Genomic DNA, 21,720 nt, shown 5'->3' with positions numbered 1-21,720 from the left:
CCCCTAGACAAACCATGTTATATTAAATTAAACCGATAGAGTCAGTACCAAAGTGAATGGGAGGTATAGACATGGTGAGGCAAATTCCACCAAAAACTCAACTGGGGGTGATAAAATCTGAGATTAATCAGGGTGTGGAGACGTCTGAAATTGTCTACCCAGAAAGTGATAACAAACCTATGGCGGATAACACTAGACAATTTACATGGATTGTCAAAATTAAGGAAAATTTAGAAATACTATTTAAGTCTAATGCGGATGTGTTTGTGGCTGGGGACTTATTTTGGTATCCAGTGAAGGGTAGTAACAAAATTAAACTGGCTCCTGACACCATGGTAGTGCTTGGGAGACCCAAGGGATATCGGGGGTCTTATCGACAGTGGGAGGAGGATAATATTCCTCCCCAGGTGGTTTTTGAAATTTTATCTCCCGGTAATACTCAAGATGAAATGGATAAAAAAAAGCTCTTTTATCTGAAATATGGAGTGGAGGAGTATTATGTGTATGACCCAGATGGGATTAGTCTAAAAGTATCCATTAAGGAAAATAATTCATTTAAAGAAATTGAGAATTTTACTACTTGGACTAGTCCAAGATTGAAAATAAGATTTGACATGACCCAAGATGAATTAGTCATCTATTATCCGGATGGGAGTAGGTTTCTTAGTCCTGTAGAATTGAGTAATTATGCAGAACAAGAAAGATTTCTCAAAGAGCAGGAAACTCAACGTGCAGAACGTGAAAAATTGCTTAAAGAGCAGGAAACTCAACGTGCGGAACGTGAAAGACTTCTCAAAGAGCAGGAACAAATAAAGTATCAAACCTTGCTATCACAATTAAAAGCTAAGGGTATTGATATTACTGCACTCGAATAAACTATTACCTGCACCAGAATACCCTTGGGGGTTTTTAAAAACTGGAGTACTAAAAGCACTCCCTATGGGAGATCGCCAATTACCCGTGATTGTTTGAATTAATCCATACCTGGAGACTGTCCGTGGGGGAGACAATCAATTCCCGGTCTCAAAGCGAAAGTCGGTTTTAAACCGATTAGTTTTGTCATATTGTAAGTTGGGTTGATTAAACTCAACACCCCTAGACAAACCATGTTATATTAAATTAAACCGATAGAGTCAGTACCAAAGTGAATGGGAGGTATAGACATGGTGAGGCAAATTCCACCAAAAACTCAACTGGGGGTGATAAAATCTGAGATTAATCAGGGTGTGGAGACGTCTGAAATTGTCTACCCAGAAAGTGATAACAAACCTATGGCGGATAACACTAGACAATTTACATGGATTGTCAAAATTAAGGAAAATTTAGAAATACTATTTAAGTCTAATGCGGATGTGTTTGTGGCTGGGGACTTATTTTGGTATCCAGTGAAGGGTAGTAACAAAATTAAACTGGCTCCTGACACCATGGTGGTGTTTGGTAGACCCAAGGGATATCGGGGGTCTTATCGACAATGGGAGGAGGATAATATTCCTCCCCAGGTGGTTTTTGAAATTTTATCTCCCGGTAATACTCAAGATGAAATGGATAAAAAAAAGATCTTTTATCTGAAATATGGAGTGGAGGAGTATTATGTATATGACCCAGATAGGATTAGTCTAAAAGTATCCATTAAGGAAAATAATTCATTTAAAGAAATTGAGAATTTTACTACTTGGACTAGTCCAAGATTGAAAATAAGATTTGACATGACCCAAGATGAATTAGTCATCTATTATCCGGATGGGAGTAGGTTTCTTAGTCCTGTAGAATTGAGTAATTATGCAGAACAAGAAAGATTTCTCAAAGAGCAGGAAACTCAACGTGCAGAACGTGAAAGACTTCTCAAAGAGCAGGAAACTCAACGTGCAGAACGTGAAAGACTTCTCAAAGAGCAGGAAACTCAACGTGCAGAACGTGAAAAACTGCTTAAAGAACAAGAAAGATTTCTCAAAGAGCAGGAAACTCAACGTGCGGAACGTGAAAGACTTCTCAAAGAGCAGGAACAAATAAAGTATCAAACCTTGCTATCACAATTAAAAGCTAAGGGTATTGATATTACTGCACTCGAATAAACTATTACCTGCACCAGAATACCCTTGGGGGTTTTTAAAAACTGGAGTACTAAAAGCACTCCCTATGGGAGATCACCAATCATCCGTGATTGTTTGAATTAATCCATACCTGGAGACTGTCCGTGGGGGAGACAATCAATTCCCGGTCTCAAAGCGAAAGTTGGTTTTAAACCGATTAGTTTTGTCATATTGTAAGTTGGGTTGATTAAACTCAACACCCCTAGACAAACCATGTTATATTAAATTAAACCGATAGAGTCAGTACCAAAGTGAATGGGAGGTATAGACATGGTGAGGCAAATTCCACCAAAAACTCAACTGGGGGTGATAAAATCTGAGATTAATCAGGGTGTGGAGACGTCTGAAATTGTCTACCCAGAAAGTGATAACAAACCTATGGCGGATAACACTAGACAATTTACATGGATTGTCAAAATTAAGGAAAATTTAGAAATACTATTTAAGTCTAATGCGGATGTGTTTGTGGCTGGGGACTTATTTTGGTATCCAGTGAAGGGTAGTAACAAAATTAAACTGGCTCCTGACACCATGGTGGTGTTTGGTAGACCCAAGGGATATCGGGGGTCTTATCGACAGTGGGAGGAGGATAATATTCCTCCCCAGGTGGTTTTTGAAATTTTATCTCCCGGTAATACTCAAGATGAAATGGATAAAAAAAAGCTCTTTTATCTGAAATATGGAGTGGAGGAGTATTATGTATATGACCCAGATAGGATTATTCTACAAGTATCCATTAAGGAAAATAATTCATTTAAAGAAATTGAGAATTTTACTACTTGGACCAGTCCAAGATTGAAAATAAGATTTGACATGACCCAAGATGAATTAGTCATCTATTATCCGGATGGGAGTAGGTTTCTTAGTCCTGTAGAATTGAGTAATTATGCAGAACAAGAAAGATTTCTCAAAGAGCAGGAAACTCAACGTGCAGAACGTGAAAGACTTCTCAAAGAGCAGGAAACTCAACGTGCAGAACGTGAAAGACTTCTCAAAGAGCAGGAAACTCAACGTGCAGAACGTGAAAAACTGCTTAAAGAACAAGAAAGATTTCTCAAAGAGCAGGAAACTCAACGTGCGGAACGTGAAAGACTTCTCAAAGAGCAGGAAACTCAACGTGCGGAACGTGAAAGACTGCTTAAAGAGCAGGAAACTCAACGTGCGGAACGTGAAAGACTTCTCAAAGAGCAGGAACAAATAAAGTATCAAACCTTGCTATCACAATTAAAAGCTAAGGGTATTGATATTACTGCACTCGAATAAACTATTACCTGCACCAGAATACCCTTGGGGGTTTTTAAAAACTGGAGTACTAAAAGCACTCCCTATGGGAGATCGCCAATCATCCGTGATTGTTTGAATTAATCCATACCTGGAGACTGTCCGTGGGGGAGACAATCAATTCCCGGTCTCAAAGCGAAAGTTGGTTTTAAACCGATTAGTTTTGTCATATTGTAAGTTGGGTTGATTAAACTCAACACCCCTAGACAAACCATGTTATATTAAATTAAACCGATAGAGTCAGTACCAAAGTGAATGGGAGGTATAGACATGGTGAGGCAAATTCCACCAAAAACTCAACTGGGGGTGATAAAATCTGAGATTAATCAGGGTGTGGAGACGTCTGAAATTGTCTACCCAGAAAGTGATAACAAACCTATGGCGGATAACACTAGACAATTTACATGGATTGTCAAAATTAAGGAAAATTTAGAAATACTATTTAAGTCTAATGCGGATGTGTTTGTGGCTGGGGACTTATTTTGGTATCCAGTGAAGGGTAGTAACAAAATTAAACTGGCTCCTGACACCATGGTAGTGTTTGGGAGACCCAAGGGATATCGGGGGTCTTATCGACAGTGGGAGGAGGATAATATTCCTCCCCAGGTGGTTTTTGAAATTTTATCTCCCGGTAATACTCAAGATGAAATGGATAAAAAAAAGCTCTTTTATCTGAAATATGGAGTGGAGGAGTATTATGTGTATGACCCAGATGGGATTAGTCTAAAAGTATCCATTAAGGAAAATAATTCATTTAAAGAAATTGAGAATTTTACTACTTGGACTAGTCCAAGATTGAAAATAAGATTTGACATGACCCAAGATGAATTAGTCATCTATTATCCGGATGGGAGTAGGTTTCTTAGTCCTGTAGAATTGAGTAATTATGCAGAACAAGAAAGATTTCTCAAAGAGCAGGAAACTCAACGTGCAGAACGTGAAAAATTGCTTAAAGAACAAGAAAGATTTCTCAAAGAGCAGGAAACTCAACGTGCAGAACATGAAAGACTGCTTAAAGAGCAGGAAACTCAACGTGCGGAACGTGAAAGACTTCTCAAAGAGCAGGAAACTCAACGTGCGGAACGTGAAAGACTTCTCAAAGAGCAGGAAACTCAACGTGTGGAACATGAAAGGTTTCTTAAAGAGCAGGAAACTCAACGTGCAGAACGTGAAAGACTTCTCAAAGAGCAGGAACAAATAAAGTATCAAACTTTACTAGCGCAATTAAAAGCTAAGGGTATTGATATTACTGCACTCGAATAAACTATTACCTGCACTCGAATACCCTTGGGGGTTTTTAAAAACTAGAGTAATAAAAGCACTCCCTATGGGAGATCGCCAATTACCCGTGATTGTTTGAATTAATCCACACCTGGAGACTGTCCGTGGGGGAGACAATCAATTCCCGGTCTCAAAGCGAAAGTTGGTTTTAAACCGATTAGTTTTGTCATATTGTAAGTTGGGTTGATTAAACTCAACACCCCTAGACAAACCATGTTATATTAAATTAAACCGATAGAGTCAGTACCAAAGTGAATGGGAGGTATAGACATGGTGAGGCAAATTCCACCAAAAACTCAACTGGGGGTGATAAAATCTGAGATTAATCAGGGTGTGGAGACGTCTGAAATTGTCTACCCAGAAAGTGATAACAAACCTATGGCGGATAACACTAGACAATTTACATGGATTGTCAAAATTAAGGAAAATTTAGAAATACTATTTAAGTCTAATGCGGATGTGTTTGTGGCTGGGGACTTATTTTGGTATCCAGTGAAGGGTAGTAACAAAATTAAACTGGCTCCTGACACCATGGTAGTGTTTGGGAGACCCAAGGGATATCGGGGGTCTTATCGACAGTGGGAGGAGGATAATATTCCTCCCCAGGTGGTTTTTGAAATTTTATCTCCCGGTAATACTCAAGATGAAATGGATAAAAAAAAGCTCTTTTATCTGAAATATGGAGTGGAGGAGTATTATGTGTATGACCCAGATGGGATTAGTCTAAAAGTATCCATTAAGGAAAATAATTCATTTAAAGAAATTGAGAATTTTACTACTTGGACTAGTCCAAGATTGAAAATAAGATTTGACATGACCCAAGATGAATTAGTCATCTATTATCCGGATGGGAGTAGGTTTCTTAGTCCTGTAGAATTGAGTAATTATGCAGAACAAGAAAGATTTCTCAAAGAGCAGGAAACTCAACGTGCAGAACGTGAAAAATTGCTTAAAGAACAAGAAAGATTTCTCAAAGAGCAGGAAACTCAACGTGCAGAACATGAAAGACTGCTTAAAGAGCAGGAAACTCAACGTGCGGAACGTGAAAGACTTCTCAAAGAGCAGGAAACTCAACGTGCGGAACGTGAAAGACTTCTCAAAGAGCAGGAAACTCAACGTGTGGAACATGAAAGGTTTCTTAAAGAGCAGGAAACTCAACGTGCAGAACGTGAAAGACTTCTCAAAGAGCAGGAACAAATAAAGTATCAAACTTTACTAGCGCAATTAAAAGCTAAGGGTATTGATATTACTGCACTCGAATAAACTATTACCTGCACTCGAATACCCTTGGGGGTTTTTAAAAACTAGAGTAATAAAAGCACTCCCTATGGGAGATCGCCAATTACCCGTGATTGTTTGAATTAATCCACACCTGGAGACTGTCCGTGGGGGAGACAATCAATTCCCGGTCTCAAAGCGAAAGTTGGTTTTAAACCGATTAGTTTTGTCATATTGTAAGTTGGGTTGATTAAACTCAACACCCCTAGACAAACCATGTTATATTAAATTAAACCGATAGAGTCAGTACCAAAGTGAATGGGAGGTATAGACATGGTGAGGCAAATTCCACCAAAAACTCAACTGGGGGTGATAAAATCTGAGATTAATCAGGGTGTGGAGACGTCTGAAATTGTCTACCCAGAAAGTGATAACAAACCTATGGCGGATAACACTAGACAATTTACATGGATTGTCAAAATTAAGGAAAATTTAGAAATACTATTTAAGTCTAATGCGGATGTGTTTGTGGCTGGGGACTTATTTTGGTATCCAGTGAAGGGTAGTAACAAAATTAAACTGGCTCCTGACACCATGGTAGTGTTTGGTAGACCCAAGGGATATCGGGGGTCTTATCGACAGTGGGAGGAGGATAATATTCCTCCCCAGGTGGTTTTTGAAATTTTATCTCCCGGTAATACTCAGGATGAAATGGATAAAAAAAAGCTCTTTTATCTGAAATATGGAGTGGAGGAGTATTATGTATATGACCCAGATAGGATTAGTCTAAAAGTATCCATTAAGGAAAATAATTCATTTAAAGAAATTGAGAATTTTACTACTTGGACTAGTCCAAGATTGAAAATAAGATTTGACATGACCCAAGATGAATTAGTCATCTATTATCCGGATGGGAGTAGGTTTCTTAGTCCTGTAGAATTGAGTAATTATGCAGAACAAGAAAGATTTCTCAAAGAGCAGGAAACTCAACGTGCGGAACATGAAAGACTGCTTAAAGAGCAGGAAAGATTTCTCAAAGAGCAGGAAACTCAACGTGCAGAACGTGAAAAATTGCTTAAAGAACAAGAAAGATTTCTCAAAGAGCAGGAAACTCAACGTGCAGAACATGAAAGACTGCTTAAAGAGCAGGAAACTCAACGTGCGGAACGTGAAAGACTTCTCAAAGAGCAGGAAACTCAACGTGCGGAACGTGAAAGACTTCTCAAAGAGCAGGAAACTCAACGTGTGGAACATGAAAGGTTTCTTAAAGAGCAGGAAACTCAACGTGCAGAACGTGAAAGACTTCTCAAAGAGCAGGAACAAATAAAGTATCAAACCTTGCTATCACAATTAAAAGCTAAGGGTATTGATATTACTGCACTCGAATAAACTATTACCTGCACCAGAATACCCTTGGCGGTTTTTAAAAACTGGAGTACTGAAAGCACTCCCTATGGGAGATCGCCAATCATCCGTGATTGTTTGAATTAATCCATACCTGGAGACTGTCCGTGGGGGAGACAATCAATTCCCGGTCTCAAAGCTCAAGTCGGTTAAACCCGACTAACCTTGTCATATTATAGGTTGGGTTGAGAAAGCCCAACACACCCACGGGACATAAATGCGATTGCAAAGCACTCCCTTTGGGAGATTGCGAATATCAGTTCCGCTCATTAATGTCTACCCAAACCTACCCAGATTGTTAATATCTGGGTAGGTGGGGTGAGCGTGCATGACTCCGCCATAAAAAAGAGTTACCTACCATCAGGTAAGGTTGGCTACGAAAGACAGGTCATGACACCTACAAATTAACTCCAGTTTGTAGCTCTGTCGGTAACTTCAACAAAAGGCGAGACATCTTAGAAAGCCCTCTGAACTACCATGACAAGCCTGTTTTTCATTGTCGAGGAACACATTACTAAGGACTGGTCAAACCGACCAAATTAAACAAGGAATGTCTAGCTATGTCCAGAAATTGTCGAACAGCAGCCAACCCTCCCTGAACTGCGAAATTTATTTTGCACGACCACTTAATTGCCAAGCGACAAAGATAAATTGTAATCTGCAATCATTTGAGGTTCAGCTGTGGACAGAAAAACCCTTATGGGTAAACCCCAACTCAATTTTCTAAACTGCTCAATTTCTCGGTCTGTGGGACGGTCTCCATTAGTGTAAACATACCAATTGCTAATGGGATAGGAACTTCTTCCGTTAATACCTATAAGATGTCCGCGAAAATTGAGAATGGGTCCACCACTCATACCCTGGTCGATTTCACTGGTGTAACCAATTTCATAACCATCTTTAAAACTAGGTTGAGAAATAATTTCTTCCACTTCTCCAGGTCTAAATACTATTTTATCGCGCAAATTAGGATATCCAGCTGCCAAAATTCCTGCACTTTTAGCAGGATTGCGAGGACTAACTCTCTTGGGTGTACAGTAAGGTCGCTTAGAAGTAAATTCCAGTACTGCTAAGTCCAGACGATTAAAAATATTTAATGCTTTAGCAGGATATACCTTAGCATCATGGGTGCGGACTCTTAACTTACTTATATCTAAGCCTGACAAAACATGGGAATTAGTTAATAGTAGATAGCGGTCTTGATTTTTGCCGACAATTGTTCCCGAACCACTGTTTTGATTACCAATTACCTTCACAGTAATTTGATTGATCATGGTTTGTAATTGGTTTTCTGAGTACACTTGCTCAGTGTTTTGCTTTAGATTACATATAAGGGGTTCACCATCAGCTCCCAATTGCAGGGACAAAAAGGTATTGATGGGAATTCCCGCATTGAACCCAGTTTTTATTGGGGAGGGGTTTTCCCCTGATCCTGTTGCATCTGCTAGTCCATGAATAGCAATCACCTGACCATTACTATCAAATACCGGACCACCACTGTTGCCAATAAACGTGTTAGCATTGTACACTAAACTGTAACCCTCCAATGCGTCAGGATTTTTACTGACCACCTTTCCCACGGTAGCAGTATAGTTTCTCCCAGTTCCCCGCTTGCCAAAAATACTAGGAAACCCGGTGACAATAATATCCGTGCCAATTTGCACCTCATCGGAATTACCTAACTGAGCAACTGGGTAATCTTCCTTAGCTTCAAAAGTCACCGTAGCTAAATCCGGGTCTTTAGTTCTATGCTGTTGAAATATCCGACGGGTTTTAATATTGACCGGATATTCTTGTCCAGTGTAAGTGCCAATTGTATAACGTAAGTCCCTAGCGCAATTAACCTGTGTTGTAGATATGTCTTCACACACAACATGATTGGCCGTGAGCACGGTGTAAGTGTCACCCTTTTTATCAATAATGACACCAGATCCGCCTGGTAAATTAGTACCACTACCATATATATTGACTTGAACCGTGGTTGCTTTTAAAGTCTCTTCTATAGTTTGTGACCTTGTCCTTATGGCTGTTGTTGCAGTGAGAGCTATTGATATTGCAACGGAGATAATAACACTGTTTTGTTTTATCATTAGGGAAATTGCGTTTTTAAATATGACATCAACTAGAAACCTTGCTTATAACCAATGCTCAGTCCATAGGAATTGGCAGATCCCAGTTCAATGTCAGATACGTCATTAACATTTGGTTTACTATTATAACCACCAACATTCAGGTATTTGACATCTACAAAAACACTGCGTTTCTTGGCAATTTCATATTGAACTCCCAATTTCAACTGATAGGATAGGGAAGTACCACTTACGGTAAATGAATCACCGGATTGAGGTTGTTTGATATTACCCCCATTGAAACCAACACCCACACCAGCACCAAGGTAAGGACGTAATCTGGAACCGGTAAAGACATCATAGTAGCCATTGAGAAGGACTGTTACCCTATCTATATTGCCCTCCAAAGGTTGAGAACTATTATTAACCTTGTATTTAATACCATTGATAACAGTAGAGGTGTAACCCAATTCCAGTTCAGTTCGAAAAAGTTTCCACTGGTAACCTCCCGCTACATTAAATCGAAAGGGAGAAACTAAACTGAGGTCTCCTGGTACTTGACCAGTTATGTTTCTGGTCACCTTGATGGGAATATCACTTTGAGAGCTAAACAGTCCTGAACTACCACTTACATACCAATAATTATTTACAGGTAACCTATAACTTTGAGAAGGGTCAATTACAGCATCCTGATCTAACCTAATCTCCTGTGTAGAGGATTCATTAGTTTGAGCCAAACTAGAACCATCAGGTTGCACCCCTGGGGACTGGGTAATAATCAAGTCAGCTGCTTTTCCTGAGACTTGTTTCCCCTGAGCATTGCTATCTTGGGTATGGTGGTCACATATCTCTTCTCCCCAAGCAGGGGTAGCTACACACAGAGTAGCTAATATCATGGGTAGATACAGGGAATTTTTCATGGTCTGGGTTAGTAATTTGGTTGATTGGGTTTGGAAAATAGTTTTTGGGATTATGGTATATTCAGGACTAAAATCCTTGAAGAATACTGACGGTTTCCCTATAGTCAGCATTCCTCCTTTGGTCTTGAAATAGTCTTGCTGCTTGCTGCAAGTTTTCCCGTGCTTTTTGGATATCACCAAATTGAGCATACACCTCCCCAAGATGCTTATAGCCTCGTGCATAACGAGGTTCTAAGGTAACCACCTTGCTAAAGTCATTCAAAGCCAATTGCCACTGTTCATTGTTGTAGTAAGCAACTCCCCTATTGTTATAGTATAGTGGGTATTGGGGGTCAATCTCTATAGCTTTGGTGTAGCTGGATATAACTGAATTCCATATACCCTTGTTGTAGTAGACAAATGCGCCATTGGCATAGGCGTGAGCATATTGGGGATTACCTTCTAAAGCCCTCTTAAAGTCAACCAGAGCTAACTCCCACTTTTTATTACGACTGTAAACAACCCCGCGATTATTGTAAAAAGGAGCAATAGGATTGATTTCAATAGCTTTAGTTATTGATTCTTCTGCTTGAGCATATCTTTTAGCATCCATGAGAATCAAGAACTTTTGATTATACAGACGAGAGTCATTAGGTTGTAACTTAATTGCTTGATCAACTTCTGTTAAAGCCAAATCTAGTTGCTTCAATTCTCGATAAATTACACTCAAATAAAACCGGGCTGGGACAAAATCTGGTCTACTTTCCAGAACTTGTTTAAAAGCAGTTATCGCCTCTTCATACTGTTTATTGCCATAATGTCCTAGACCCTTACCATAATAGCCAAGATAAACAAAATCAGGTTTTTGCTCAATTGCCTGTTCAAAAGCCTGTATAGAGTCATTATAACGACGTAAGCGCCACAGTTGATTTCCCCGTTCTAACCATTGACTAGCGCTGGTATTAGTCTTAGTTACATCCACAGATAGGATTGCATTTCTAATAGATTCCACCTCCGTAGCAGTCAATTGTGGAGGGGGAGTAGTTTCTAAAATTTGGGGCTGAACATTTATCCGACTAGCCACAGCCAAAAACGTACTAGTAGGAATACCCAGACTATTACCTATTTGCACCTTATTTCCATCACTAGTACCACTATCACCAGTTATTGCATCGTATGCGTGTTCCCCCTCAGATTTGCCGTGAATACCAATCACCCTTCCCTGGGAATCTAACACTGGCCCCCCACTCATACCACCGAAGGTGATAGTAGTATAAACCAACTCATATCCTCCAGCCAAAGAAGCAGCACTCTGGGTCACACTGTTTAATCCACCCGCACTACTGTTAGGTAAATCTAGCTGACTAGTAGTAGTTAATAGTCCTCTTTCCTTACTGTAAACCTGACCCAAACTAAAACGCCAATCGGATTTTTCCTTTAATTTAGGGTAACCTGTGGTAAACACATAATCATCAGTGGTGGGGTTATAATTGGCTAGGGTAGCTACGGGATAATTTTCTCGACTGTTAAATTTAACTACTGCTAAATCCACCCCTGGTTGAAATTGAATAGTGCTTTTATCTATAGGATATACATTACCATCATGGGTCATTAACTTATAGTTAAAATTTCCACAGGGTTGGGCAACTAATTGTCTTTCACAAACCACATGGTTAGCAGTCAAAACAGTATAAACATCCCCCTCTTTGGCAATAATTACCCCTGAACCATTAGATTCACTGCTGCTGTCAATTTTAACAGTAATTTTTTTAGCCTTTGCTTCTACTTCTTGTAACCAACCTACTAATTTAGATTCGGGAACAATCTGTTTAATCCTGGGTATGGGCAATCTATATGCAACCATCAGTTCCGGTTCAATTTGAGCTAAAACCGTTTTCAGAGTAATTCCCCAGCTTAGCTTACGCAATTCTCGCAGCTCAGAAAAAGTAGGACGTTTGCCATCTGCATATACATAGGCATGATTTAACACTGGATAGGGAGCCATAGCATTAATACCAACTAATTCCCCATCCCTATTAATAATGGGACCACCACTCATTCCCTGTTCGATATCACTGGTGTAACCAATTTCATAGCCCTTTTTAAAAACCAGTTCAGTAATTTTTTCCACCATTCCCTCTTTGGAGATAAAAGAATTATCCCCACCGGAATAACCAGCAGCTATAATTGGTAGTTGTTTATTAATCTCATTATTGGCGATTTTGGGCAAACAATAGGTTTTATTGGAAGTAAATTTTAGGATAGTTAAATCCAGATTATTTTCCTGAAAATTGACATTAGGAATTATTTGAGCAGGATATACCTGACCATCAATTGTTTCCACACGAATATTATTTAGATTAGCACCCACCAGAGTATGGGAATTAGAAGCCACCAGATAGTTATTACCTTGACGAGCCAAAAGAGTTCCCGAACCCCCATTATTATCGCCAATTACCTTAACCGTAATTTGACGGAGGATAGCTTCTTGTTGTTGAGGAGAATAAGCACCATCCTCCCCCTCCTTTTCTGGATTACAGTTCACAGATTGACTTTGATCTATAGGACTAGGAACTTGTGTTAGACCAGCCAAAGTCAGACCAGGGGAGAATAGTAAAAGCAAAGAAGAAATAATAGTGAAGTAAGGCTTCATAGTATTACACAGGAAAAAATACGCCTAGGGAATTACATCCGACCGTCAATCAACAATTAATTTGTTCCCAGAGTGAACCTGGGAACAAAACATACTTACTTTTCAAGACCCATATCAGGTGCTTGTTGTAAGAAACTAGACATATTCAGGAACTTGCGATTATTAGCACTTTGCACAATAGGTTGAGAACTTGCGCCAACCAAGATATTACCCATGCGGTCTAGAACTTGAGCAGAATCACTACTAGATCTCAAGGTAAACAATTGGTTGTTGTTATTGCAAAGTTCTTCTTGTGACTGCACAGCGCAAATTACAGAGGAACCATTATTTACACCAGTTGCCAAATACTGTAGTTGACCCGACTCTTGAAACTTCTGGAACTTCCCAGAAACCACCTCGCAGCGTTTCTGAGGGGTCCATTGTTTGAAACCTTCACTTTTCCAATTAATAATGTACACATACTTTTTCCGTTGGGGAATCCAAGCCACGGTTGCGGGAGCTTGACTACCATTTCTATCCACTGCGGATACCTTGCAAGAGAAGGTAACGTCACCGGAAATATTACCAACATCCTGGCTAAAAGTGGGTACTGCGGTTGCAGTTAGGGTCAGGGCGCTGATTCCTAAAGCAGTGCAGAGTGATCTTAATTTCATGATTTTTACATCCTGGATTAACAATGACTGATTAAAACTGGCAAAAATAACTATGACGGACTCTTGTGGACACTCGTGTGAGGTTTCTCCCCTAAGCAAATACTCCCCCAGTAACAGTGTAGCATATTTTATAGAATTGGGGGAGAAAATCTTGTTAAGTTATGTTAACTTAACCAAAGGAGAACACGGTGTCGTTGAAGTCTCTATCACTGACATTTAGGGGTAAATCTTCAAAGCCAAAGATACCGTTACCAAAGTGCTTAATTTGACTCATACCACCTGGATTTGCTGCGCCAAAGCTAAAGTAGGCAACAGATTTGTCTTGATATTCAGCAGAGCTATTACTGCGATCTATAATTTTTCCAATTTCGTCAGTAACATCTCTACTGCCAATGTTAGCAATTAAGAAAGGAGCAAGGTATCTAACATCATTAATTGTTGATGGATTTCCCTCTGGAGTTGGGTTTTTAGCAAAAACACCATTGGTAGTAATATTGGTGGCCGACCCCCCCGCTTTAATACTAAAACCTACTCTTCTGCTCAGAGCAGCTTTCGCATAATCAGAGTCTCCAGGGAAAAAACCATTCACAGCTCCGGTGTTAGGATCATCTACTTCATAGAGTCCCAAGAAGTTGGTGAAGACGGAATTTGTGAGATTTAGGGCGCTGTCTAGTTTTGCTCTGACAGTAGGAGAGTTGTAGTCCAAAAATTGGTAGCTTAGTTTAGATAAATCTGCTCCTTGTGTAAGCTGCTCTGGGTATGTTTTTAATTTTTCGCCTGTAATTGCCTTGGGATCAAGAGTGGGGGGATTACTAGAAACGTTCGTATCTTGAATAAATCCTTGAACAGGGTTGGTTGTGCCAACAGTATAGTCATTGCTTGTTTCCAAACTCAATTCTAAAGTTTCAAGACCCTCAACCAGGACATCGGGTTTTGTCTTAATTTGAATTTCCTTTATTTGTTGGTTCGCTGGAATAGTTATACTACTACTCTGATTAGAGACAATGTCATAATCATCTTTTCCTGCTGTTCCACCTATTCTATAGGTCACTTTTAACTCTTGTGTTATGTCTCCTCTTCTGGTAAAAGTAAAAGTAAAAGTAAGGTCTTCCCCTTCTTTTACCGTACGTTGTGAGAGAGACAATGTAACATCTGGTTTACTATTTGGTTTTGGTTCAGGTATTGTTTCAGTAAAGCCTTTGGTATTGCTACCATATATGTTTTTGTACACTTTAGTAATTGGACCCAAACTTGATAGACCAGTTAACACCAAGTCCCCATTTTTATTCCAGTTCACGGAACTGTAGTAAACTCCAGGAATAGAAAGGATAGCATCATCTTCAAACTTACCATTTGTGTTTTTATACAGTTTAGAAATCGGACCCGTTTCCCCAAAACCAGTTAGCACGAAATCTTGGTCTCCATCCTTGTCATAATCAGCCCAGGCTACAGAACTATCTCTAACACCGGGAAGGTCTTTTGGTGTCTTCTCTTCAAAACCATTACCTGTGTTTTTATAAACTTTGGAAATTGGACTATTATTTGATGACAAACCGGTTATTAGGAAATATTGGTCTCCCCAGGCTACTGAACCATTTTTTACATTTGGAAAATTACTAATATCAACTGCAACCAGTCGTCTAGTGTTACCCACAAATTTGTTTTCATAAACTTTGGAAATTGGACCCGATACTGACTCACCAGTCAAAAGTAGATATTTTCCATCATTAGACCAAGCTACAGAACTATAATACACACCGGGAAGGGAAATATTTTCATCTTCTTCAAAACCACTACCTGTGTTTTTATAAAGCTTGGCTGTTGGAACATCTGATGATGACAAACCAGTTAGTAGGAAATCTTGGTCTCCGTCTTGGTCATAATCAGCCCAAGCTACAGAACTGTAATACACACCGGGAAGGGAAACGTTAGTATCCTCCTTAAACCCACTACCTGTCTTTTTATAAAGTTTAGAAGTCGGTTCTGATGCAGATCGGTTGCCAAATTTAGTTGTGTCAAATTTAGTTGCACCTGTGAGAAGTAGGTAATTTCTATCTGATGATAATGCCACCGATCCTGCGAAAAGACCTTTTTCGCCAAAAGGTTCAGCTTTATAAGATTGTTGGTTATTATATTTGTGAACTTGAGAAATGCTTCCTATATTCAGAGTATAACCCGTTAGGAGAAATTCCTCTTTACTAAAGTCGTTGTCATAGTCGAACCATAAGACCGAACTATAATAGGTTCCAGCGGTATCATCATCGACAATGGTTCCTTTGACTTCACTTGTGGTTTCAATGGTGTAACCAGTACCATTAGCTAGGGTGAAGATGACTGTTTCATCTGCTTCTGCTGTGGTGTCATCGGTTGGGTCAACTGTAACTGTAGCGGTGGACGACCCAGCAGCAAAGGTGACGCTTGTGCCAACATTATTGTAGTCAGTACCATTATTGTAGTCAGTACCATTAGTTGCTGTGCCTCCAATAGTGTAATTAACTGTTAGGGCATTACTAATAACTCCAGTGCGGGTAAAGGTATAGACTAGGTTATTATTGCCATCTTCTGTGACCGTGGTAGGAGAAACAGCTAGGGTGACCTGAGTATCATCATTAGTAATGGTTCCTGTGACTCCACTTGTGGTTCCAATGGTGTAACCAGTACCACTAGCTAGGGTTAAAATGACTGTTTCATCACTTTCTACCGTGGTGTCATCAGTTGGGTCAACTGTAACTGTAGCGGTGGACGACCCAGCAGCAAAGGTGACGCTTGTGCCAACATTATTGTAGTCAGTACCATTAGTTGCTGTGCCTCCAATAGTGTAATTAACTGTTAGGGCATTACTAATAACTCCAGTGCGGGTAAAGGTGTAGACTAGGTTATTATTGCCATCTTCCGCAACACTGGTAGGAGAAACAGCTAGGGTGACCTGAGTATCATCATTAGTAATGGTTCCTGTGACTCCACTTGTGGTTCCAATGGTGTAACCAGTACCACTAGCTAGGGTTAAAATGACTGTTTCATCACTTTCTACCGTGGTGTCAGCGGTTGGGTCAACTGTAACTGTAGCGGTGGACGACCCAGCAGCAAAGGTGACGCTTGTGCCAACATTATTGTAGTCAGTACCATTAGTTGCTGTACCTCCAATGGTATAGTTAACGGTTAGGGCATTACTAATAACTCCAGTGCGGGTGAAGGTGTAGACTAGGTTATTATTTCCATCTTCTGTGACCGTGGTAGGAGAAACAGCTGTGACCGTGGTAGGAGAAACAGCTAGGGTCACATCATTGATTCTCCGAGATACCAATAGAGTTATGGGTTTTGAAGCATCCAGGCCAGTTAAGAGGAAATCCTGAGCTCCATCCTTGTCGTAATCCGCCCATGCTACTGAACTAAATCTAACGCCGGGAAGAGAGACGTTAGTATCCTCTTCAAACCCATTACCTGTGTTTTTATATAGTTTGGCAATATCACCTGATGATGAAGAACCAGTTAAGAGGAAATCCTGAGCTCCATCCTTGTCGTAATCCGCCCAAGCTACTGAACTAAATCTAACGCCGGGAAGAGAGACGTTAGTATCTTCAAACCCATTACCTGTGTTTTTATACAGTTTGGCAATATCACCTGATGATGACAAACCAGTTAACAGGAAATCCTGATCCTCATCCCCGTCGTAATCCGCCCAAGCTACTGAACTAAATCCAACACCGGGAAGGGAAACGTTAGTATCTTCAAACCCATTACCTGTGTTTTTATATAGTTTGGCAATATCACCTGATGATGAAGAACCAGTTAACAGGAAATCCTGATCCCCATCCCCGTCGTAATCCGCCCAAGCTACAGAACCTCCGGTAACACCGGGAAGGGAAACATTAGTATCCTCTTCAAACCCATTACCCGTGTTTTCATACAGTTTGGCTATTTTCGAAGATGTCTCTAATGAAAAACCAGTTAGTAGAAAATCCTGATCTCCATCCTTGTCGTAATCCGCCCAGGCTACTGAACTAAATCCAACACCGGGAAGGGAAACATTAGTATCCTCTTTAAACCCATTACCCGTGTTTTCATACAGTTTGGCTATTGAACCACCTAATGAAAAACCAGTTAGTAGGAAATCCTGATCTCCATCCTTGTCGTAATCCGCCCAGGCTACATAACCTTCGCTAACACCGGGAAGGGAAACATTAGTATCTTCTATAAACCCATTACCTGTGTTTTTATATAGTTTGGTTATTAGAACATTTTGTGATGATACACCAGTTAACAGGAAATCCTGATCTCCATCCTTGTCGTAATCCGCCCAGGCTACAGAACCTGCTCCAACACCAGTAAGGGTAGGAATGTTGAACAATTCAACATCAACCTGCTGACCATTGAGAGTAATGATACCAAAATCGCTCTCAGTCCTGAGTTTCCGTAAAGCCTGATCATCCAAACTATTACCTACCACCAACTCAGCAAAAATCGCCCCCTCATCTCCCTCACTATCCTCAACATTAAGCTGACCATCAACAAAATGCCCAACTTCCTCCAAAATCACCCGACCAATAACTTCCGCAGTATTATTAGTAACAAAATTCCTTGATAAGTAAATCTTATTTGTCTCTCGTGCATAAGCCCCATAAGCACTACCAAGAATGCCACCATCCAGAATCTCAATCTGAGGAATTTGCGTAAAATTAACCTGTTGCCAATGTAACTTTAACTTTTCCGCAATGTCACGGTCATAGTTATTGCCAAAAGCAGTAGACAGTACCTGGTAATAGTTGCTGGACTCAGAAAAATAAGAAAGCTGAGTGTAGACCAGACTCAAAGCTTGATTAATTAGGGGAGTCATAAGGGGGAATTCAGTTATATGTTTATGTTAGTTCAAAGATTCGGTCAAATTATGTAGTAGTTGATAAAACAACACAACTGCAATATAGCATAAAACCAACTGCAAAACACACCAAACGAAAGAATGTGCTCTCTGTGGGATTTGGGCAAGCTTATCTTAAAGTTAGCACAGCCAACCCCAGTGGGCAGAGCGATCGCTCAAAAATTGTCGAATAAATAACTTTTGTTATGATTAACAAATAAACATGAGCGATCGCGCATCCATTGCCAAAAGCCTATAATTGAAGGTCAACATTTAAACATGATAGAGAGAAGTTACTAGAGGGGCTCGCCCAAGTAGTTTAGAATCCCTTTTGGGCTATGACGTTGGTCGTTGCCATAAGCTGGAGTATTCTGGTTGCAGTCCGGGTATTTCTTCCAAATGGGAAGTATCTCCCTTGAGTTCCAAGAACCATTGTGATTCCCGATGCACTAATTTAACCAAGGAGCATAATTTAGCCTTCACTTCAGTTTTGGCCAGATCTCCCACAAACCCCATAGCAGCACCCAACACAGAAGCTCCATGTGCGACTAACAAGATATCATGAGGCCAAAATTCCGCTGCCAAACACCTGGCAGTCTGTCCTGAACGATATCTCACCTGTTCATGGGTTTCAGGGTATTTTGCAGCAATCCGAGGTGTATAACTCCTATCTATTCTGGGAAATAATTTGACCAGTTCCAAAGTTGACAGTTTTTCTGGTTCTTCTGTCATCCACTCTGGATTTAACCACTCACTGAGTCCTGTCTCCAATTTGATATCTAAATCCAAGATTTCCGCTACTGCATTGGCCGTTTGTACGGTCCGCAAAAAAGGAGAGGCAAAAATATGCTTTATTCTTTCCCCTTTTAACCGTTTTGCCAGTTGCTGTGCCTGAATTATACCATCATCTGATAAAGGGGGATCATAACGCTTTTCTGCTGTCAGAAACCAGTCAGGGTTGACAAAGTCAAGTCTGTTAGCATGTCTAGCAATCCAAATTACTTGGTTCATGTAATCATATACATATTAAGAATAATAAAAATATATCATAAAGCAATAATCAATACAATATTGCCAGTGTCATATTAACTTAACAATTTCTTGATTAGTAGCCTATCTGGCTTTTTATCTTCATAAAACTTTGGTAGTCTTTAACCAAGATTAACAATTTAAAGTTTTCAATAAAAGGACAATATCTTGTCTCCAAACCTTGTTGATTTACCTTAGTTAAAACATGGAATTTTTATCACACCCCTTTTTAAAAATTGGCACCTATCTTCTTTTTGATAAACCTCAAAACTTTGATTTATCTGGCTTTTGGTTTTATTTAGCAAGGTCCAATTATTGAGGATAAAAAATCCATGAGATTAGATGTTACGGCAACCAGTTTTAGTGACAGTCAACTTAATATGCAAGATGAAAAGTTGGTAATTCCACAATTACAAACTCCTTTAGAAACCTCTGTAATTTCAGCAGGCCATAGCCATCTCATATTAGAGCAAGAAAGTCAAGAAAGTGTTACCACAAACAACTATAGTACTAATAATGGATATGGATTAATAAATGCGGGGAACGCAGTGAGTATGGCAGTAGGTCAAACTCCCTATCCTAAAGCACCTCAAATAGGAGGAAACAATTGGGGTGCGGATATGATTAATGCTCCTACAGCTTGGCAAAATGGTTATACAGGTCAGGGAATTATTGTTGCTGTTTTAGACACTGGAGTAGACTATAATCACCAAGATTTAAATGATAATATTTGGTTCAATCCCAAAGAAATTGCAGGGAATGGTATAGATGATGATGGCAATGGTTATATTGACGATATTAGAGGGTGGAATTTTCAAAGTAATAACAATAATGTTCTCGACGATAATGGTCATGGAACTCATGTTTCTGGGACTATTGCAGGTGAAAATAATGGTATTGGTGTAACTGGTATTGCCTATAATTCTCAAATTATGCCCGTGAAAGTTTTAGATGAAAAAGGTTCGGGATCTTATACCAGTATCATCCAAGGTATCCGTTACGCTACTGATAATGGTGCTCGCATTATTAATATGAGTTTAGGAGGAGGTTCTGGTAGTGATGGTTTAAAATCAGCTCTTGAATATGCTGCTAGTAAGAATGTAATCGTAGTTATGGCTGCTGGGAATGACGGCAATTCTATACCATCTTATCCTGCTCGTTATGCGTATAATTCAGGACTTGCAGTGGGCGCAGTAGATATAAATAATAAAACCACTAATTTTTCCAACCGTTCTGGTTCCCAAGAAATTAAATATGTCACCGCTCCCGGTGAGGATATTTACTCCACAGTTCCTAACAATAAATATGCCAATTATACTGGTACTTCTATGGCTACTCCCCATGTTGCTGGAGCGATCGCATTAATGTTAAGTGCCAACCCCAATTTAACAGAAAGTCAAGTGCGAGAAATTATTGTTAGCACAGCGGAAAATAGCACCAAACCTCCACAACCCAATCAACCTCTTCCACCCTCACCTTCTCCTTTCCCCTTTCCTATAAATTTATTTCCCTTTGATCTTGGTTCCCAATTTCCCACAGATATTGGTTCCCAGTTTCCCACAGATATTGGTTCCCAATTTCCCATAGGATTTCTCCAAACATCCGGTTTCCAATCCTATTATCAGAGTATTAAGCTTCTCCGGTCTAAAGACACGGAGATTTCTGAAGAGTCCATAAACGAACTTTCTGAGGCTGGCTTAAACAGCCTCTACTGATTCCGCTAAGATCAATTCCTAGCATCACCGCTACTTTTTTCAAAATATTAGCAGCACCATTACAGTCCGCATTAATTTTGAACCCATCAAAGGACGGTCATCTTGCTTGTTAAGACGAAAATTTCCTGAATTACTTAAACTTCCTAGCCTATGGACTAATAGTTATTTTTATTCCACTGCTGGACAGGTTTCAGCAGATGTTATTAAAAGGTATATTGAAGATCCGCATCACGGTTAAATATCAAGGCGAATAAACTCGCCGTTGGCACTTCCTGTCTAAAGCCAAGTGGCTTCCGTGCCTTTCGGCGATTTTCTTGTGAAGATATTGAGGACCATGATGATTTTAGCGTTGAGTTTAATAAGAAAACCCAACACCATCCGAGTAATAAAAATCTATGAAAAAGGCTTGAATACAATCCAAGCCTCTTATATATACCAGGTGTTTACCATATATCGCTAAGTCTAGACCCTATTTTCTGCTATTTCATCTATCCAATGGAAGTTTACAAACTTAATTTTTCAACATATAGCCAACTCACTTTTAGCTATAGACCCCGTCTATAGCATTTTGGC

Annotated in this window: 13 protein-coding genes and 1 pseudogene; 8 read left to right on the top strand and 6 right to left on the bottom strand. The window is 39.8% G+C overall.

Annotation, left to right across the window (positions count from 1 at the left end; translation table 11 throughout):
- Positions 1 to 71 precede the first annotated feature (71 nt).
- The 6 genes from IAR63_RS06575 to IAR63_RS18700 all read left to right on the top strand — a co-directional run bounded on the left by IAR63_RS06575 (position 72) and on the right by IAR63_RS18700 (position 7,259).
- Complete coding sequence (locus IAR63_RS06575) at positions 72 to 875, top strand: Uma2 family endonuclease (RefSeq protein WP_187707389.1); 804 nt, start codon at positions 72 to 74, stop codon at positions 873 to 875.
- A gap of 273 nt (positions 876 to 1,148) precedes the next feature.
- The gene (locus tag IAR63_RS06570) at positions 1,149 to 2,072 is read left to right on the top strand and encodes a Uma2 family endonuclease (protein WP_235678369.1); all 924 of its coding nucleotides are present in this window, start codon (positions 1,149 to 1,151) and stop codon (positions 2,070 to 2,072) included.
- 273 nt (positions 2,073 to 2,345) lie between these two features.
- A complete protein-coding gene (locus IAR63_RS06565; protein WP_235678368.1) occupies positions 2,346 to 3,353 on the top strand; it encodes a Uma2 family endonuclease in 1,008 nt (335 codons plus the stop codon).
- A 273-nt stretch (positions 3,354 to 3,626) separates the two neighbouring features.
- Positions 3,627 to 4,634 carry a Uma2 family endonuclease gene (locus IAR63_RS06560; RefSeq protein ID WP_235678367.1) on the top strand — a complete coding sequence of 336 codons (1,008 nt, stop codon included), beginning with the start codon at positions 3,627 to 3,629 and terminating at the stop codon, positions 4,632 to 4,634.
- A 273-nt stretch (positions 4,635 to 4,907) separates the two neighbouring features.
- A complete protein-coding gene (locus tag IAR63_RS06555; protein ID WP_235678367.1) occupies positions 4,908 to 5,915 on the top strand; it encodes a Uma2 family endonuclease in 1,008 nt (335 codons plus the stop codon).
- A 273-nt stretch (positions 5,916 to 6,188) separates the two neighbouring features.
- Positions 6,189 to 7,259: a Uma2 family endonuclease gene (locus tag IAR63_RS18700; protein ID WP_328701241.1), complete on the top strand. Its 1,071-nt coding sequence runs from the start codon at positions 6,189 to 6,191 to the stop codon at positions 7,257 to 7,259.
- A 641-nt stretch (positions 7,260 to 7,900) separates the two neighbouring features.
- On the opposite strand, the gene IAR63_RS06545 is transcribed toward IAR63_RS18700, so the two are convergent.
- The 6 genes from IAR63_RS06545 to IAR63_RS06520 form a co-directional block, all read right to left on the bottom strand.
- Positions 7,901 to 9,364 (bottom strand): S1 family peptidase, encoded by a 1,464-nt coding sequence (locus IAR63_RS06545; protein ID WP_187707022.1) that lies wholly within the window; start codon positions 9,362 to 9,364, stop codon positions 7,901 to 7,903.
- A 32-nt stretch (positions 9,365 to 9,396) separates the two neighbouring features.
- Positions 9,397 to 10,263, bottom strand: coding sequence for an outer membrane protein (locus IAR63_RS06540; RefSeq protein WP_181406999.1), 867 nt, complete (start codon positions 10,261 to 10,263; stop codon positions 9,397 to 9,399).
- Positions 10,264 to 10,330: 67 nt separating this feature from the next.
- Entirely contained in the window at positions 10,331 to 12,895 is a 2,565-nt protein-coding gene (locus IAR63_RS06535) for a tetratricopeptide repeat-containing S1 family peptidase (RefSeq protein WP_187707021.1), read from the bottom strand.
- 95 nt (positions 12,896 to 12,990) lie between these two features.
- A complete protein-coding gene (locus IAR63_RS06530; RefSeq protein WP_006277083.1) occupies positions 12,991 to 13,548 on the bottom strand; it encodes a COP23 domain-containing protein in 558 nt (185 codons plus the stop codon).
- Positions 13,549 to 13,717: 169 nt separating this feature from the next.
- Positions 13,718 to 18,382, bottom strand: a complete 4,665-nt coding sequence (locus IAR63_RS06525; RefSeq protein WP_187707020.1) for an FG-GAP-like repeat-containing protein — start codon at positions 18,380 to 18,382, stop codon at positions 13,718 to 13,720.
- Positions 18,383 to 18,739: 357 nt separating this feature from the next.
- The gene (locus tag IAR63_RS06520) at positions 18,740 to 19,414 is read right to left on the bottom strand and encodes a histidine phosphatase family protein (RefSeq protein ID WP_187707019.1); all 675 of its coding nucleotides are present in this window, start codon (positions 19,412 to 19,414) and stop codon (positions 18,740 to 18,742) included.
- Positions 19,415 to 19,764: 350 nt separating this feature from the next.
- Between IAR63_RS06520 and IAR63_RS06515 the strand changes: the two genes are divergently transcribed.
- Both IAR63_RS06515 and IAR63_RS06510 read left to right on the top strand, forming a co-directional pair.
- The gene (locus tag IAR63_RS06515) at positions 19,765 to 21,147 is read left to right on the top strand and encodes a S8 family peptidase (RefSeq protein ID WP_235678366.1); all 1,383 of its coding nucleotides are present in this window, start codon (positions 19,765 to 19,767) and stop codon (positions 21,145 to 21,147) included.
- Positions 21,148 to 21,235: 88 nt separating this feature from the next.
- Positions 21,236 to 21,385, top strand: a pseudogene (locus tag IAR63_RS06510) (transposase); the annotation flags it as partial.
- Positions 21,386 to 21,720: the final 335 nt, after the last annotated feature.

This window comes from Cylindrospermopsis curvispora GIHE-G1, assembly GCF_014489415.1.
GTDB classification, from domain to species: domain Bacteria; phylum Cyanobacteriota; class Cyanobacteriia; order Cyanobacteriales; family Nostocaceae; genus Raphidiopsis; species Raphidiopsis curvispora_A.
The sequence above is the reverse complement of the archived record's forward strand: the minus strand, read 5'-3'. Positions and strand labels throughout refer to the sequence as shown.

What these genes read in the sequence shown, in the direction of transcription:
- IAR63_RS06575 (WP_187707389.1), top strand. Translation starts at nt 72, where the DNA reads ATGGTGAGGCAAATTCCACCAAAAACTCAACTGGGGGTGATAAAATCT.
- IAR63_RS06570 (WP_235678369.1), top strand. Translation starts at nt 1,149, where the DNA reads ATGGGAGGTATAGACATGGTGAGGCAAATTCCACCAAAAACTCAACTG.
- IAR63_RS06565 (WP_235678368.1), top strand. Translation starts at nt 2,346, where the DNA reads ATGGGAGGTATAGACATGGTGAGGCAAATTCCACCAAAAACTCAACTG.
- IAR63_RS06560 (WP_235678367.1), top strand. Translation starts at nt 3,627, where the DNA reads ATGGGAGGTATAGACATGGTGAGGCAAATTCCACCAAAAACTCAACTG.
- IAR63_RS06555 (WP_235678367.1), top strand. Translation starts at nt 4,908, where the DNA reads ATGGGAGGTATAGACATGGTGAGGCAAATTCCACCAAAAACTCAACTG.
- IAR63_RS18700 (WP_328701241.1), top strand. Translation starts at nt 6,189, where the DNA reads ATGGGAGGTATAGACATGGTGAGGCAAATTCCACCAAAAACTCAACTG.
- IAR63_RS06545 (WP_187707022.1), bottom strand. Translation starts at nt 9,364, where the DNA reads ATGATAAAACAAAACAGTGTTATTATCTCCGTTGCAATATCAATAGCT.
- IAR63_RS06540 (WP_181406999.1), bottom strand. Translation starts at nt 10,263, where the DNA reads ATGAAAAATTCCCTGTATCTACCCATGATATTAGCTACTCTGTGTGTA.
- IAR63_RS06535 (WP_187707021.1), bottom strand. Translation starts at nt 12,895, where the DNA reads ATGAAGCCTTACTTCACTATTATTTCTTCTTTGCTTTTACTATTCTCC.
- IAR63_RS06530 (WP_006277083.1), bottom strand. Translation starts at nt 13,548, where the DNA reads ATGAAATTAAGATCACTCTGCACTGCTTTAGGAATCAGCGCCCTGACC.
- IAR63_RS06525 (WP_187707020.1), bottom strand. Translation starts at nt 18,382, where the DNA reads ATGACTCCCCTAATTAATCAAGCTTTGAGTCTGGTCTACACTCAGCTT.
- IAR63_RS06520 (WP_187707019.1), bottom strand. Translation starts at nt 19,414, where the DNA reads ATGAACCAAGTAATTTGGATTGCTAGACATGCTAACAGACTTGACTTT.
- IAR63_RS06515 (WP_235678366.1), top strand. Translation starts at nt 19,765, where the DNA reads ATGAGATTAGATGTTACGGCAACCAGTTTTAGTGACAGTCAACTTAAT.